The following is a 15,442-nucleotide window of genomic DNA, read 5'->3' on the forward strand; positions in this document are numbered from 1 at the left end:
CTTAACCGCTCTCTTTGCCTTATAGGCTAACCGCTTCGACTTGACTGTAGTCGAAATCCTCTTTGAACTCCTCTTTGATCTCCAGCACCCGATCCTTGTTGTTCAAGAACGCATCAACACATTGTGGGTCGAATGCGATGCCTTTTTGATCCTGTAAATACTCAAATACGTCATCAACAGGCAACGCAGCACGATAAATTCGGTCTGACGCTAAAGCGTCGAATACGTCGGCAACGGTGACGATCCTTCCTGCTAAAGGAATCTCCTCTCCGGACAAGCCATTGGGGTATCCAGACCCATTCCAACGTTCATGATGAGCAGAAATCACATCTCTTAATAAATCGACATGACGCAGATTGAGAAAATTGAAATTATTGATAATGTGATCGAGCATATTCAAACCTTCAACCACATGGGTCTGCATCAAACGATATTCTTCGTCATTAAGCTTCCCGGGTTTGAGTAGAATCCTGTCGGGAATTGCCACTTTGCCTATATCATGCAGAGGAGCATAACGCGTCATATATTCGATATATTCATCGGTTAAATCGAATTTATCGGCCAGTTCCGTGGCAATCAACTGCGTATAACGTGCCACACGAATAAGATGCTTGCCGGTTTCCGAATCGCGGATATTGGCAATATCCTTGGTGGTATTCACCATTCCGATTAATGCCATAACTGGCAAAGTCTCAGAAATAATCAGCGATTCAATCAAGCGCGAATACGAATGCAGATGACGAACCAGGGATTCAGTGAAATAATTTTCTTCGTCGGCATCAAAAAACACAAAGCCAAGCAGCTTATTGCCCATATAGAAAGGTTCTGTATAGCTGGCCTTAAAATGTTTGGCAACAACCTTGGAATGTTCGCTATAACCTTCCCGTATCGTTGACATATTTTGCAAAACCCTGCATTCACCGCTATCGGCAAGCTTGAGCAAAGACGGCACTTGGGCGAGGGGAACAGAATAATGATTAAGCAGATTCATATCGGGAGACGATTTGACAAAAGTATGTAACTTATCGGTCTGCTCATCATAAAGCGCTACGGCAATTCTGGCGATGCTCGGCCATTGCTCTCTAATATCGTCATGAAGCTGAAACAACTCTTCGCTAACCGTCTGAAAACGTCTTATCATCACCTAAGCCTTGAATATTGAAGCTTGTCTCTTAGGTCGATTATAACTTCCAGAATCAAAAGCTTGCATCAAAAAAATTGATGGTCAATACGAGTTCGGTTAACAAGCGCTAGCGGATAATCAAGCCAGCTCCAACATGGAATATTGAACGCTTAATACATGCTGCTCGTTAGGTAACACTGTAATAAAGTTATCTAGAACATTGCCACTTTCAACACAGACAAACTGCGTCCAGGCGTCGTTATGAATATCGGCAAACCCCTTGACGATATCTGCACCGGGATTCCAGACTACGCTTGAAGAAGCATTACGCTTGGCAATCTTGATTTGACGTTTATTATCGTTGTCGACTAAAAACACATTGCCTGTTTGGTTCAAAAACACCGAGTCTCTCGGTGGAGTCAATACCAATGGCCGTGCTTGCAATTCAGCCGAACTGTCTTCGACCAATTTATTGAGATGAGTCGAACCTTCTATACCTCTAATCTCAAGCCCCTCAGGAGCAAGGTTAAAATAGGTATGGAATGCTTCGGTGATGCTTAAGGTTTGATCACTCAAATTATGGGTGGTTAGGGTGAGAATCAGTGTTGGACCGATTTCAATGGTCAGCATGAGGGAAAATTTATGCGGCCATATTGCCAAAGTTTCCTCAGATGAATGGCAGACAAGAGATATTCGCGTCTCTCCGGTATCCAAGGTTTGCACCGTTTCCAGTTGCCAAGTCATATTACGCACAAAACCGTGTGCCGGCAAACTCGAATCACGCGCTTGGCCAAACCAAGGCCAGCAAACAGGAATGCCGCCTCTGACCGGCTTGGAACCGTCAAAAACCGCTTCACCGCTTACCCACAACAGCTCATGCTGCCCATGAGGCGCATAGCTCAATACCGATGCGCCATGAGTCGTGATCACCGCCTTGGCAAAATCATTATCGATTTCGATAATCTCAATACCGTGCTCTTGATTCAGCGCGACACCTTCAATCTCTTTGAGTTGGGAATAGATTTGACTCATAGCCCCCTCCGATTACTTAATCTGTGCGACGCGTCTCTCAAACCAGCCTCAACGCCACTCTGTTAAAGTTTGCTCTAGCAGGGCCGCCGGATAATCACTGGTGACATAGGCTTCGCCAATTCGTTTTAATAAAACCAAGCGAATTTTACCGGCCTGAACCTTTTTGTCTCCAGCCATTAAATCAAGAAACTGCTTATTATTCATCTGCTTAGATGATGGCGGCTTTATAGGTAATTTAGCACGCTCAAATATCTTCGCAATACGTACTTCATCTGATTCAGAAAGTAATCCCATTAACTTAGACAAGTATACCGCCTGCATGGTACCGGCGCTAACTCCCTCTCCATGAAGCCAATTGCCATATCCCATTCCGGCTTCGATAGCGTGGCCAAAAGTATGGCCTAAATTGAATAAAGCTCTTAATCCGGCCTCTTTTTCATCCAAGGCGACAATTTTTGCCTTGTTCTGACAAGAACGCTCAATCGCTTCCGATAAAGTTTGCGGGTCTCGCGCCAAGAGCTTTTCCAAATGCTCTTCAAGCCATTCAAAAAACGGCTCATCAACAATCAAACCGTACTTGATCACTTCGGCCAAGCCTGCTGACAGCTGGCGGTCTTCCAGAGTATTCAGGGTATCGGTATCAATCACCACGCATTGCGGCTGATGAAAGGCACCAATCATGTTTTTACCCATCGGGTGGTTAACCCCGGTTTTGCCGCCGACCGAAGAATCGACCTGCGACAATAGCGTGGTAGGCATTTGAATAAAATTCACGCCACGCTGGAAAGCGGCCGCGGCAAATCCGGTCATATCACCGATCACACCACCGCCTAGCGCAACCAAAGTACAGCTACGGTCAAAACGTTTACCGATTAATTCATCAAACACCAAATTCAATGTTTGCAGATTCTTATACTGCTCACCATCCGGCAGCACTACCGAATGGACATCAAACTCGGCAAAGGCCTTTTCGCAAGATTCCAAATACAACGGCGCAACCGTGGTATTGGTCACAATCAATACCTGTTTGCCTTTTACATAAGGCTTGACCAACTCGGCCTGCCCCATTAAGCCTTGACCGATAAAAATCGGATAGCTTCTTTCATCTAAATCAACATGTAATGTCTTCACAACAATCTCTTTAATTTTTCTGCACAGTGATCAAATCACTTGCTGTTCATTTAAACGCTCTATCACCTGTCTGACTACTCGGTGAACCGGTACCTGCTGGGTTTCAATCACCAAGTCGGCCATTTCCAAATACCAAGGTTCACGTCGCTGCATTAGCTCATCCAACACCTTTTGCGGATTATCGGTTTGCAGTAACGGACGATTACGATCATGACGGGTTCGAGCCAGCAACGCATCTACCGGTGATTTCAGGTATACAACAAAGCCACGACTGCGCAGATTCTGACGATTCGATTCGGTTTCGACCGCGCCACCCCCGGTGGCAAGAACCACCTGTGAGCGCTGCGTCAATTCATCAATCATACCGGCTTCACGGCTGCGAAAGCCTTGCTCACCTTCAATATCGAAAATCATCGGAATCGTGGCTCCGGTACGCGCTTCGATTTCATGGTCACTGTCGACAAATTCGTAATGCAGTTTTTCTGCCAACAACTTGCCTACCGTGGACTTTCCAGCCCCCATGGGGCCAACTAAAAATATGTTTTCTTTATGCATGAACGCTATTGTAGCGGAACTGATATTAATTTAGCTATCAACTCTGCTAAAATAGCGCATCATATTTAATAGTTGTTGAGAATTTATTAGCCCAAAATTAATCTGTGGCTAATCGCTAAGCATCAAGGAAATTCAGATGAAAGGTTCTTTATTTGTAGTGTCTGCGCCATCCGGAGCGGGAAAGACCTCTTTAGTTGCCAAATTAATTGAAAAAGATCCTGCCATTGTAGTGTCTATCTCCAGTACCACTCGTGATAAACGTCCTGGTGAAGAAAACGGCGTTAACTACCACTTTTTAAGCGTAGACGAATTTCAGCAAAGAATTGAGCAAGGCGACTTTCTAGAGCACGCTCAGGTGTTTGATAATTTTTACGGCACCTCAAAAAGCAGCGTTGAAAAACAACTGGGTGCCGGTAAAGATGTCATTCTTGAAATCGACTGGCAAGGTGCACAACAGGTTCGCAAATTGATGCCGGAAACCATCTCGATTTTTATCTTACCGCCGTCTAAACAAGAGCTGCGTCGCCGCTTGACCGGTCGAGGTACCGATAGCGAAGAGATTATTGAACGTCGAATGGCCGACGCGGAAAGCGAAATGTCTCACTATGCAGAATTTGATTACATCGTTATTAATAATAATTTCGATATCGCTTTAGAAGAACTCAATAGCATTTTTAAAGCTCAGAGACTGACACAACAGCGCCAGTACAGCAGCCATAAAAACTTGATTCATGGACTGTTTGAAAACTAACCAAACGTAAACTACCCAACACGCATTAGAAATTTTTTAGGAGTGGCCATGCCGGGCTTTGAACTTTTTGACGAAACTGAAAAACAACAGATTGATGAAGTAATGGAAAAAGGTTTCACCTTCCGTTACAACTTTGATGGCATGCGCAATGATGTCTGGAAAGCGCGTGAACTGGAAAACATGATTTGTGAAACCCTCGATATCAAGCATGCTCATTTGGTTTCCAGTGGTACCACCGCCTTAACTACAGCCTTGGCCGCCGCAGGAATTGGTGCCGGCGATGAAGTCATTGTGCCGCCGTTTACCTTTGTTGCCAGTGTCGAAGCGATTGTCTTGGCAGGAGCCATTCCGGTATTTGCCGAAATTGATGAAACCTTGACCTTGTCTCCTGCAGGTATCGAAGCGGTGATTACACCAAAAACCAAAGCGGTCAACTTTGTTCATATGTGCGGTTCTATGGGACATATGGATGAAATCAAAGCGATTTGCGACAAACACAATCTAGTACTGCTGGAAGACGCTTGTCAGGCAACCGGTGCAACCTATAAGGGCAAAGCATTGGGCAGCATCGGCCAAGTGGGAACCTTCTCATTTGATTCGGTGAAAACCATCTCTTGCGGAGAAGGCGGTGCGGTGTTGACCAATGATGAAAGCATCTATAACAACGCTCACATGTACTCCGACCACGGTCACGACCATATCGGCATGGATCGCGGTGCCGAAAGCCACCCGATTATGGGTAGCAACTACCGTATTTCGGAAATGAATGCCGCAGTAGGTGTCGCACAATGGAAAAAACTGGACCGCATTCTGGAGATCCAACGTCGTAATAAGAAAGCTTTGAAAGACGCACTTGCTCAATACCCGGAAGTTTCATTCCGGGTTTTACCAGACGAAGCCGGTGATAACGCCGGTTTTTTGAGCATTATGCTACCGACGGAAGCACGTGCCCAAGAAGTGACTAAAGCTTTGGGCGAAGCTGGTGTTCCAGCGGTATTTTACTGGTACGGCAATAATTGGCATTACTTGAAAAACTGGAAACATATCCATGAAATGAAAAGCTGTGCCAAGCTACCAATTGATTTAGTCGCCGATCGTCCGGATTACAACAATGTACAAACACCGCAATCCGATGCTATTATGAGCCGCACCATCTCGATGCTAATCCAATTGTCTTGGTCTGAACAAGACATTCAAAGCCGTATTGATGCGTTTGCAAAAGTTTTTAAGAAATAACCCTTTACCGATAGTAGGAAGCTGAACAATGAAATTCCGTAACTTTAAAACCGTCCCTAAAATGATTTTTGGTCGTGGTTCCTTTGACCAACTGGACGATGTTCTAGCCGACGAACGCAACTCAAGTGACGATTTTGTCGTCTTTCTGGTTGATGAAGTTCATAAAGATAAGCCTTTAGCGCAGCGCATTCCAACTATCGGTAAAGACATGCTGATTTGGCTGGATGTTACCGATGAACCGAAAACGACTTATGTCGATGCCTTGACCGAGCAGGTTCAAGCTTATGCCAAAGACAACGCTAACGGCAATAACCCGGTCAGCGTTGTCGGCATCGGTGGTGGTTCATCGCTGGATTTAGGTAAAGCGGTAGCCTTGATGCTAACCAATGAAGGTGGATCGGCCTCTTATCAGGGTTGGGATTTGATTAAGAACCCGGCGGTTCACCATATTGGTATCCCGACTATCTCAGGTACCGGTGCTGAAGCATCACGTACCACTGTATTGACCGGCCCTGATAAGAAATTGGGGATGAACTCGGATTACACCGTTTATGATCAGATCATTATGGATCCGGATCTAATCCAAGGCGTTCCAAAAGACCAGTGGTTCTATACCGGTATGGATTGTTATATCCACAACATCGAAGCCCTTAACGGCACTTACATCAATGAATTTGCCCGCGCTTTTGGTGAAAAATCACTAGACCTTTGTAATGAGGTTTTCCTACAAGACCACCCGGATTCAGATGAAAAACTGATGATGGCGTCTTATATGGGTGGACAGAGTATCGCCTACAGCCAGGTAGGTGCTTGTCACGCGCTGTCTTACGGACTTTCCTATGTAATGGGTTATCACCACGGCATCGGTAACTGTATCGCGTTTGATGTCTTGGACGATTTCTATCCGGAAGGCGTTAAGGTATTCCGTGAGATGATGAAAAAACACAATATCACGCTACCCAAAGGCATCACCAAAGACTTGAGTGAAGAAGATATGGAAAAGATGATCCGTACCGCTTCCGGTTTAGCGCCGCTTTGGGAAAACGTTTACGGGCCAAGCTGGAAAGAAAAGGTAACACCGGAACTTCTGCGCTCCCTATACTCAAAAATGTAATTTTTAGCTGGTGCTTTTTAGGTTTTGGCGGTGTTGTTGAATCGGTCATTGAGTATTACTCAATTCCCTTTTCAACGCCTAGCCAAATTCCTAAAAATCACCGCTAAAAAAACTTGTTAGTGGCTAAAGGCTAACTCTCAATTTCTAATCCACTTTTCATATCCACAACTTTTCGAGTCAATTTCATGAATACTTACGTTTTTATTCCTGCACGTTTTGGTTCTTCACGCTTACCGGGCAAGCCGTTGAAACTGATTGATGGCAAACCGATGATTCAGCATGTTTATGAACGAATTTCGAAAGCAAAAGGCTTAATGGGCGTTTATATTGCCACCGATGACGAGCGCATCAAAGAGGTGGTCGAAGGTTTTGGCGGTAAAGTGGTGATGACTCCAATAGAGGCGGCATCAGGCACTGATCGTATTGCAGCGGCGGCTAATGCCTTGGGGTTAAATGATGACGATTTGATCGTCAATGTGCAAGGTGATCAACCACTGGTTCATCATGAATCGATCGAAGACGTTATCGCGCCTTTCTTAGCCGATGATTACGATGGCAGCTTTGAAATGAGCACATTGTCTTTCAAGATCGTCAATGAAGCGGAAATCACCAACCCGAAAGACGTTAAATTAGTTACCGACTATAATGGTTTTGCCTTGTATTTCTCTCGTGCCACCATTCCTCATGGTCGCGACTACTGGGATCACGATAGCTTCAAGCACTTAGGTGTCTATGCCTATAGCAAACGTTTTGTCGATATCTTCAACGCTCTACCAATGGGACGCTTGGAGGACATTGAAAAACTCGAGCAGCTCCGTGCCTTGGAATATGGTCATAAGATCAAAGTGGTAGAAAGCCAATACGATTCTCCCGAAGTTGATCTTCCAGGAGATATCGCGATTATGGAAGCTTTACTCCAAGCCGGCCATTAAGCCTGGAGTTGTCAGAGTGATTTATCAGCTGTTAATTCGTATACTGAGCCCGCTGATTGCGTTGGCAATTATAGTGGACGCTTATAAACGTAATGGTGGCTGGCGCTTTATTAAGCAACGCTTTGGTTTTGCCTATACCAAACCGAATAAAAACGCCGATAAAGTCCTCTGGATTCATTGTGCTTCGATTGGCGAGGTCAATGCCGCTGCGCCACTGATTGAACAGCTGCTCAACAACACACCCGATCAAGCATTACTTGTCAGTACCAATACACCAACAGGCTACCAATATCTGAAAAGTCGCTTTGCCGATGGTGTCCTGCATGTTTACTGTCCACTAGATTACCCTTATGCCATTAAACGCTTGTTAAATAGTTTTGCGATTAGCGAACTCTGGGTTATGGAAACTGAAATCTGGCCGAATCTATTTAAAATTGCCTCTCAACAGCGCATCGTCATTAAGATTCTTAATGCGCGCCTGTCGCACAAAACCCTGCAAGCACCGAGCTGGTTAAAAAACCAATATCGTCAAAGCCTGTCTCGAGTTAGCCGTATCCTGGCTAGATCTGACGAAGAACGCGAACACTTTATTTCCATCGGTGCCGATGCGAAAAAAATCGAAGTCTTAGGCAACCTGAAATATGCCAATCGACCGGAAAACAGTGCCACTGCCAACAAAATAGGTCAACCCTATATTGTACTGGCATCCAGCCATGACCCGGAAGAAGCTGAAATCAGCAAAATCTGGATAGCTTTGCAACGCCCGGAATTGCTGGTTATAGCACCAAGACACAGCAAACGCGCAAAACAAATTGCCCGACAGCTTGGCGAACAGCAGATTAGCTCGGTTTTTTATAGTCAGATCCTTGCCCGAAGCAAACCATTACCGACAAAAAACCAGGTATTGATTATTGACCGGATGGGGCAATTATTATCTCTATTTAGCCAAGCCAAACTGGTCATTATGGGAGGCAGTTTCGTTGCCAAAGGTGGCCATAATATACTTGAACCGGCCAGTTTTGCCCGCGCCATTATCACCGGTCCGGACATGTCTGATTTTATTGATGAAACCTCGCAACTCTTAACTGATAATGGACTAATCCAATGTCAGGATTATGCCCAATTGGAACAACAGCTTAAAGCCTTAATTGATAATGAAACCGCGCGTAATGAGCTCGGCAAAAATGCCCAAGAATCGCTAAAAAAACAGACTCAAATATTACCGAATTATCTTCAAGCGTTAGGGCTACAATAACGTAGTAGGATAAAACTGCCATCTAAACCAAAGCGCAAATTGACAAGTAATCGGCTCAATTCCTCTCACAAATCAGTGAAAACATCTCAATCAAGCAAAAACAGTATAAATTTTTGATTTCATTTCAGTTAAAATAACTCTTTGCCTTAAATTTTATGCACAGGAAACAAAATTATGGCTCGAGTAACAGTAGAAGATTGCCTTGAACAGGTAGAGAACCGTTTTGAATTGGTTATTTTAAGTGCTAAACGTGCACGTCAGCTTGCTAATGGTGCTGAACCAACTCTAGAATGGGATAAAGACAAGCCAACAGTTATGGCTCTGCGCGAACTAGCGGAAAACACCATTGATGGTAAAGTGGTCATGGATGATCCTGACACACCACCATTCTTCAACTAATTCGCCTCTAATTAACTACTAGAGAGACGCTTAATTAGCACAGATGGTCACACCAAACTCATTACAAGGACTGATTGATAAAGCCTCGGCCTACCTATCCTACGAACAGGTCGAGCTGATTAAATCCGCCTATGAGTTTGGTGCGCTTGCCCATCAGGGTCAAACCCGCAAATCGGGGGAAGACTACATCTGGCACCCGGTCGCCGTTGCCGAAATCCTTGCCGAAATCCAACTCGATAAAGAAAGTCTGATTGCTGCAATCCTGCACGATGTAATTGAAGACACTCCCTATAGCAATCGGATATTGCCGAACGCTTTGGAGAGAATGTTGCCGAAATTGTCGATGGCGTCACCAAACTAGGTAAACTCGAATTCGACAACCCGCAAGAAGCGCAAGCGGAAAACTTCCGCAAAATGATTCTCGCCATGGCGCGTGACATTCGCGTTATTCTTATCAAGCTGGGTGACCGCTTGCACAATATGCGCACCTTGGGCGTGATGCGCCCCGATAAGCAACGCCGTATTGCCCATGAGACCTTGGATATATTCGCACCAATCGCTGGACGGTTAGGGATTAACGCCATCCGAATCGAGCTCGAAGACCTTGGCTTTAAAGCCATGCACCCTTTGCGCTTTGCGGTACTGGAAAGTGCTGTCAAAAAGGCACGCGGCAATCGTAAGGAAGTCATTGAACAGATTAGCGAGACCCTACAGAAACGCCTTCAGCAAGATAAGATTCCGGCGCAGGTTATCGGTCGAGAAAAACACCTCTACAGCCTTTACAAGAAAATGCGTAACAAGCGCCAGAGCTTTAACGACATTTTGGATATTTTTGCCTTCCGCATTATCGTCAATACCGCGGATGAATGTTACCGGACTCTAGGCTGTGTGCATTCGGTTTATAAACCTTTGCCACAGCGCTTTAAAGACTATATCGCGATCCCTAAATCGAATGGCTATCAGTCATTGCACACCTCTTTAAACGGTCCTTATGGCGTACATCTTGAAGTACAGATCCGTACCGAAGAGATGCACGAGGTTTCAGAGCATGGTATTGCCGCCCATTGGCAGTATAAACAAGGCAATGAAGACAATGAAACCACTACATCCTATGTCGATGTGCGCGCTCAGGAGTGGGTGAAAAACCTGCTGGAGATTCAGCAGAGCGCGGGGAATTCTCTAGACTTCTTGGAAAACGTCAAAATCGACTTATTCCCGGATGTCATCTATGTCTTCACTCCTAAAGGCGAGATTATCACTCTGCCTACCGGCTCAACCCCAGTAGACTTTGCTTATGCTGTGCATACCAATATCGGTCACAGTGCGGTCGGTTGTCGTATCGATAAACGCCTAGTGCCTTTGCGCACGCCTCTGGAAAGCGGCAAAACCATTCATATCATTAAGGGCAGCGAACAGCAGCCTAATCCATCATGGTTGAATTTCGTTAAAACCGCCAAGGCTCGTTCGCAGATCCGTCACTTTATGAAACATCAACAAAAAGGGGATGCGGTTAATCTGGGCGAACGTATGCTGAGTAAATCACTGCGTAAATTCAATATGGCCTATGAAGGCTTAACCGATGAAATTCGTCAGCACCTGATCGATACTTTAAAACTGCATGACTGGGAACAGCTGTTGATCGAACTTGGTTCAGGTAACCGCATGTCACCGTTAGTGGCTAAACAGATTCACGATATTGTGCTTGGCACCGATGATGAAATCGTACCGAAAAGCGATAACCCGGAACTCGCTCTACCTATTACCGGAACAGAAGGTATGGCGGTTCAATTTGCCAACTGCTGCCACCCTATTCCAGGAGATGAGATCATCGGCTTTATCAGCACCGAAAAAGGTCTGGTAATCCATCGTGAAAGTTGTCGCAACATCCGCAATATCAAAAACCAACCGGATAAATGTCTGGATGTGCAGTGGGACGAACAAGCCAATCAGAACACTTTCCTGGTAGAAATCCAGTTGGAAGCGAAGAACCAGCGCGGCACCTTGGCAACCGTTGCCAATGAAATCGCCAAAACCAATACCGATATCGAACGCGTACGCTCCGAAGACAAGGATGACAGCTACAGCCTGATGCACTTTGTTATCAATGTACGCGACCGAATTCATCTCGCCATGGTCATGAAGCACCTGAAACGCCTGTCTATTGTGGATAAGATCCACCGCATCTAAGTTTTCTCCAGCCATCGCAAGACAATTCCATTGGTGTTCTATAGCTCTGCAAACCGGCAAAGTTTTGCTAAAATGGCCGCATCAACCACTTTTGTAAAGGAAATCTTATGCGCGAAATCATCGCAACCGATAAAGCACCTCAAGCTATTGGCACTTATTCACAGGCTGTCAAAGTGGACAATACCGTTTACCTTTCAGGACAGATCGCTTTGATTCCGGAAACCATGAAACTCAAACAAGGCGAAATCAGTGAGCGCATTCATCAGGTATTTAAAAACTTGACTGCGGTTTGTGAAGCAGCGGGCGGAAGCTTACAGGATATCGTTAAGCTGAATATCTTTTTAACCGATATGAGCCACTTCGCCACCGTAAATGAAATTATGGCACAGTACTTCCAACAACCTTACCCGGCACGTGCTGCGGTAGCCGTAAAACAACTACCCAAAGATACCGACGTGGAAATGGACGGTGTCATGGTTCTATCTGCTTACTAAGCCAAAAATGCGAGTGCCGTTTTATCAATAGGCGGCACTTTCGGTCATCGACTCTTGCCACATCTTCTGATTCGATGACTGCAAATCGGCAGTGAACTTCTTGACCTTCTGTTGTGCCCGAGCGCATTGCAGATGCGTTAAATCCAAATGCTGCATTGAATTGACCGCCAAATCCTTCACTTCATTGGTGATATAACGTTGACTTTCGGTTTCGGCAACCACCATTCTTGCCACATTCAGCAAATGATTTAATTCATAGGCCTTGTTTAAGCCCTTGTCACATTTTTCAATCTCTTTATTCTGAAACAGAATACCGCAGTAGATAGAGTTCTTTACTCGCCATTTCTTGGCGACATAAATACCAATATGAGCATTGGTTGTACCAAAGGTTTCCATTTCAAGCTGCTCCGCCTTTGAAGGATAGGTCAAGCTATTCAGATAACAACTCTTGGCACGCTGTGCAGAGTAGTCATGCAATACCACATAGCCGATGTTATAAACTAAACCATAGAGGTAAGCATCACTGACCGGAAAACCTTTCATATTGCCCGCCAGTTCAGCCATCGCCGTTGCCATTTTAATGGCATGGTTAATCATTAATTCGGAATCGCTATGGCTTTTAAAACTAAATTCGATTGCTGAAGAGAAAAACACGGTGAAGACGCCTTTGGTGCCGAGAATACTTACTGCTTGCTTTGCAGAAGTGACCTCTTTTTTAGTCATAAAAGAAGCCACCGCTAAAAACTTGGTAAAAAGCTTGGGGTTGCGCTGAATACAAGAAACAATCACATTGACATCCGGCTCGGGTTTTAAGGATTCATTTTGTAAAACCGTTACCTCATTAGAAATTTTCGGAAGTTTCACCTTGTTGATAATCGACATCGCAATAGTCAGTTGCTGTTTCATGGCCTGCCATCTCTCCAATCAGAAATCTTAGTTGAGCAAAATAATTGATATCAATAACTTACGAAACGCAATTAAATCAAAATATAATTACAATTCCTATCAAATTAATATATAAATATTTTTATGCATCCCCAAACTTGAATCGGTTTGCGTAAAAGTCATTGTTAATCTACAGTTTGTTTTTAGCCATTAGGGCTCGATTTGCTACAATAACAGCAACTATTCAAGGCACCATGCGATGCACATTACAGATGATTTAACCTCTTTAAAAGGGGTTGGCGACAAGTTGGCGGAAAAACTGGCAAAGCTTGGCTTGGCTTCGGTTCAAGACCTATTATTTCATCTGCCTCTGCGCTATCAAGACAAGACCCGTGTTATCCCGATCGCCGATCTGTTGTTTGGCCAAGATGCGCTCATAGAAGGCGAAATCATCAGTCAGCACATGACCAAAACGCGCAACAGCAGCTTGCTTGTCAAAATTGCCGATGCCAATGGTCAAATCCTAAGCTGTCGTTTTTTTCACTTTCACTACCGACAGGCCCAACAATTCAAACGAGGCCAAATGCTAAGAGCTTATGGCGAAGTCCGTAACGGGCCAACCGGTCTTGAAATGGTTCACCCCTCTTACCAGCTGTTCAATCCCCAAAACCCACCGCCACTGGAAACTACCTTAACCCCGGTCTACCCGACTACCGAGGGCTTGGGTCAAGCCAGCTTATTAAAGCTGATCGATCAGGCGCTTGAATGCCTTAAAGAAAATCCTCTAGCGGAAATACTGCCGGACGAGTTGCTAAACGACTTAAAACTTCCCGGCATTAATCAGGCTTTACTGACTTTACATAAACCGCAAGCCAGTGATGATTTATATCTGATCAAAGGTTTTCAGCATCCAAGCCAACAGCGTTTGATTGTGGAAGAGCTGCTCAGTTCACAACTGGCATTACAGCTTATGCGCCAACAAGAAAAAGCCCACGGTGCGCCAAGCTTTGCAACCAGTCCGAGTTCAGAAAAACTGCTACAGCAACTGCCTTTTGAATTGACTTCCGCACAGCAACGCGTCTTGAATGAAATCAGCGATGATCTAAGCATGCCCCACCCTATGCAGCGTCTGGTTCAAGGCGATGTCGGCTCTGGAAAAACCGTTATTGCCGCACTGGCAGCGCTTTATGCCGCCGATAATGGCCATCAGGTGGTTGTCATGGCACCAACCGAGATTCTTGCCGAACAACACCTCAACGCATTTCTTGAGTGGCTCGAACCGCTTAATATCAAAGTCGCCTGGCTAAATGGTCGCATGAAGGCGGCGGAAAGACGCTATCAAATGGCTCTTATCGAGTCCGGCGAGGCGCAAGTTGTCATCGGAACCCATGCTTTATTTCAAGATGCGGTGGTATTCAATCAACTCGGCCTGGTAATTATCGATGAACAGCATCGCTTTGGGGTCCATCAACGTCTCGCTCTGCAGCAAAAAGGGAAAAAATTTGATGACAATGGTGAAGAAATTCATCCCCACCAACTAGTGATGACCGCCACCCCTATTCCGAGAACCTTAGCGATGACGGCTTATGGCGATCTGGATCTATCAATTATTGATGAGCTGCCACCGGGACGCAAACCGATTGAAACCGCCGTCATCAATAATGAAAAGCGCTTTGAGATCATGCAGCACCTTTATGCAAAATGTAAACAAGGGGTACAAGCCTACTGGGTATGTCCGCTTATCGAGGAATCTGAACTGTTGCACGCTCAAGCAGCCGAAGTCACCGCCACGCAATTCAGCGACAACTGGCCTGACTTGCGGATTGGCCTGGTGCATGGCCGCCTCAAAGGCGAAGAAAAAGCGCTGGTGATGAACGCTTTCAAAAACCACCAATTGGATTTACTGGTTGCCACCACCGTTATCGAAGTCGGCGTTAATGTTCCCAATGCCAGCCTGATGATTATCGAAAACGCCGAGCGCCTTGGGCTGGCACAATTACACCAATTACGAGGCCGGGTTGGTCGAGGTGATTTACAAAGTCATTGTGTGTTGCTCTATCAGGCACCTCTTTCGGAAACTGGTAAAGCGCGTTTGAACATTATGCGCGACAGTAATGACGGCTTTGTCATCGCCGAGGAGGATCTGAAAATCCGTGGCCCGGGTGAGATACTGGGCACCCGTCAGACAGGTGGTCTGCAGTTCCGCATTGCTGACCTCAAACGCGATGCGAAGTGGATTCCCACAGTACAGAAGTGGGCGCAGATCCTGAGCCAATCCAATCGTTACAATAATCCATTGCAAGCACGTTGGATCGGCCATAGAATGGATTATCAACACGCTTAAGAGA

At 45.4% G+C, this 15,442-nt stretch carries 15 protein-coding genes; 10 read left to right on the forward strand and 5 right to left on the reverse strand.

Annotation, left to right across the window (positions count from 1 at the left end; translation table 11 throughout):
* Positions 1 to 19: 19 nt before the first annotated feature.
* The 4 genes from FE785_RS10480 to aroK all read right to left on the reverse strand — a co-directional run bounded on the left by FE785_RS10480 (position 20) and on the right by aroK (position 3,841).
* Positions 20 to 1,141, reverse strand: coding sequence for an HD-GYP domain-containing protein (locus tag FE785_RS10480; RefSeq protein WP_138565689.1), 1,122 nt, complete (start codon positions 1,139 to 1,141; stop codon positions 20 to 22).
* Between the two features lie 120 nt (positions 1,142 to 1,261).
* On the reverse strand, positions 1,262 to 2,155 hold the full coding sequence (locus FE785_RS10485; RefSeq protein WP_138565690.1) for a D-hexose-6-phosphate mutarotase: 894 nt from the start codon (positions 2,153 to 2,155) through the stop codon (positions 1,262 to 1,264).
* A 48-nt stretch (positions 2,156 to 2,203) separates the two neighbouring features.
* Positions 2,204 to 3,286, reverse strand: coding sequence for a 3-dehydroquinate synthase (gene aroB, locus FE785_RS10490; protein ID WP_138565691.1), 1,083 nt, complete (start codon positions 3,284 to 3,286; stop codon positions 2,204 to 2,206).
* 30 nt (positions 3,287 to 3,316) lie between these two features.
* The gene (gene aroK, locus FE785_RS10495; RefSeq protein ID WP_138565692.1) at positions 3,317 to 3,841 is read right to left on the reverse strand and encodes a shikimate kinase AroK; all 525 of its coding nucleotides are present in this window, start codon (positions 3,839 to 3,841) and stop codon (positions 3,317 to 3,319) included.
* 136 nt (positions 3,842 to 3,977) lie between these two features.
* On the opposite strand from aroK, the gene gmk reads away from it, so the two are divergent.
* The 9 genes from gmk (at position 3,978) to FE785_RS10535 (ending at position 12,209) form a co-directional block, all read left to right on the forward strand.
* Positions 3,978 to 4,592 carry a guanylate kinase gene (gene gmk, locus FE785_RS10500; protein WP_138565693.1) on the forward strand — a complete coding sequence of 205 codons (615 nt, stop codon included), beginning with the start codon at positions 3,978 to 3,980 and terminating at the stop codon, positions 4,590 to 4,592.
* A gap of 48 nt (positions 4,593 to 4,640) precedes the next feature.
* Positions 4,641 to 5,828, forward strand: coding sequence for a DegT/DnrJ/EryC1/StrS family aminotransferase (locus tag FE785_RS10505; RefSeq protein WP_138565694.1), 1,188 nt, complete (start codon positions 4,641 to 4,643; stop codon positions 5,826 to 5,828).
* A 28-nt stretch (positions 5,829 to 5,856) separates the two neighbouring features.
* Positions 5,857 to 6,942 carry an iron-containing alcohol dehydrogenase family protein gene (locus tag FE785_RS10510; protein WP_138565695.1) on the forward strand — a complete coding sequence of 362 codons (1,086 nt, stop codon included), beginning with the start codon at positions 5,857 to 5,859 and terminating at the stop codon, positions 6,940 to 6,942.
* A gap of 185 nt (positions 6,943 to 7,127) precedes the next feature.
* A complete protein-coding gene (gene kdsB, locus FE785_RS10515) occupies positions 7,128 to 7,874 on the forward strand; it encodes a 3-deoxy-manno-octulosonate cytidylyltransferase (protein WP_138565696.1) in 747 nt (248 codons plus the stop codon).
* A 16-nt stretch (positions 7,875 to 7,890) separates the two neighbouring features.
* Positions 7,891 to 9,129: a 3-deoxy-D-manno-octulosonic acid transferase gene (locus FE785_RS10520; protein WP_168188961.1), complete on the forward strand. Its 1,239-nt coding sequence runs from the start codon at positions 7,891 to 7,893 to the stop codon at positions 9,127 to 9,129.
* A 174-nt stretch (positions 9,130 to 9,303) separates the two neighbouring features.
* Positions 9,304 to 9,528, forward strand: coding sequence for a DNA-directed RNA polymerase subunit omega (gene rpoZ, locus FE785_RS10525; RefSeq protein WP_138565698.1), 225 nt, complete (start codon positions 9,304 to 9,306; stop codon positions 9,526 to 9,528).
* Between the two features lie 43 nt (positions 9,529 to 9,571).
* The gene (locus tag FE785_RS11035; protein WP_275115348.1) at positions 9,572 to 9,889 is read left to right on the forward strand and encodes an HD domain-containing protein; all 318 of its coding nucleotides are present in this window, start codon (positions 9,572 to 9,574) and stop codon (positions 9,887 to 9,889) included.
* Positions 9,865 to 11,715, forward strand: coding sequence for a RelA/SpoT family protein (locus FE785_RS10530; protein WP_275115361.1), 1,851 nt, complete (start codon positions 9,865 to 9,867; stop codon positions 11,713 to 11,715). The genes FE785_RS11035 and FE785_RS10530 overlap by 25 nt, the downstream gene beginning before the upstream one ends.
* 107 nt (positions 11,716 to 11,822) lie before the next feature.
* On the forward strand, positions 11,823 to 12,209 hold the full coding sequence (locus FE785_RS10535) for a RidA family protein (protein ID WP_138565699.1): 387 nt from the start codon (positions 11,823 to 11,825) through the stop codon (positions 12,207 to 12,209).
* A 24-nt stretch (positions 12,210 to 12,233) separates the two neighbouring features.
* Here FE785_RS10535 and FE785_RS10540 read toward each other — a convergent pair whose 3' ends face one another.
* Entirely contained in the window at positions 12,234 to 13,115 is an 882-nt protein-coding gene (locus FE785_RS10540; RefSeq protein WP_138565700.1) for an HDOD domain-containing protein, read from the reverse strand.
* A 238-nt stretch (positions 13,116 to 13,353) separates the two neighbouring features.
* Here FE785_RS10540 and recG point away from each other — a divergent pair, with 238 nt between their 5' ends.
* Positions 13,354 to 15,438 carry an ATP-dependent DNA helicase RecG gene (gene recG, locus FE785_RS10545; RefSeq protein ID WP_138565701.1) on the forward strand — a complete coding sequence of 695 codons (2,085 nt, stop codon included), beginning with the start codon at positions 13,354 to 13,356 and terminating at the stop codon, positions 15,436 to 15,438.
* The last annotated feature ends 4 nt before the right edge of the window (positions 15,439 to 15,442 follow it).

Source organism: Thiomicrorhabdus sediminis, from assembly GCF_005885815.1.
In the GTDB taxonomy this organism is placed as follows: domain Bacteria; phylum Pseudomonadota; class Gammaproteobacteria; order Thiomicrospirales; family Thiomicrospiraceae; genus Thiomicrorhabdus; species Thiomicrorhabdus sediminis.

Coding starts and splice junctions, on each gene's coding strand:
- FE785_RS10480 (WP_138565689.1), bottom strand. CDS start 1,141: ATGATAAGACGTTTTCAGACGGTTAGCGAAGAGTTGTTTCAGCTTCAT.
- FE785_RS10485 (WP_138565690.1), bottom strand. CDS start 2,155: ATGAGTCAAATCTATTCCCAACTCAAAGAGATTGAAGGTGTCGCGCTG.
- aroK (WP_138565692.1), bottom strand. CDS start 3,841: ATGCATAAAGAAAACATATTTTTAGTTGGCCCCATGGGGGCTGGAAAG.
- gmk (WP_138565693.1), top strand. CDS start 3,978: ATGAAAGGTTCTTTATTTGTAGTGTCTGCGCCATCCGGAGCGGGAAAG.
- FE785_RS10505 (WP_138565694.1), top strand. CDS start 4,641: ATGCCGGGCTTTGAACTTTTTGACGAAACTGAAAAACAACAGATTGAT.
- FE785_RS10510 (WP_138565695.1), top strand. CDS start 5,857: ATGAAATTCCGTAACTTTAAAACCGTCCCTAAAATGATTTTTGGTCGT.
- kdsB (WP_138565696.1), top strand. CDS start 7,128: ATGAATACTTACGTTTTTATTCCTGCACGTTTTGGTTCTTCACGCTTA.
- rpoZ (WP_138565698.1), top strand. CDS start 9,304: ATGGCTCGAGTAACAGTAGAAGATTGCCTTGAACAGGTAGAGAACCGT.
- FE785_RS11035 (WP_275115348.1), top strand. CDS start 9,572: ATGGTCACACCAAACTCATTACAAGGACTGATTGATAAAGCCTCGGCC.
- FE785_RS10535 (WP_138565699.1), top strand. CDS start 11,823: ATGCGCGAAATCATCGCAACCGATAAAGCACCTCAAGCTATTGGCACT.
- FE785_RS10540 (WP_138565700.1), bottom strand. CDS start 13,115: ATGAAACAGCAACTGACTATTGCGATGTCGATTATCAACAAGGTGAAA.
- recG (WP_138565701.1), top strand. CDS start 13,354: ATGCACATTACAGATGATTTAACCTCTTTAAAAGGGGTTGGCGACAAG.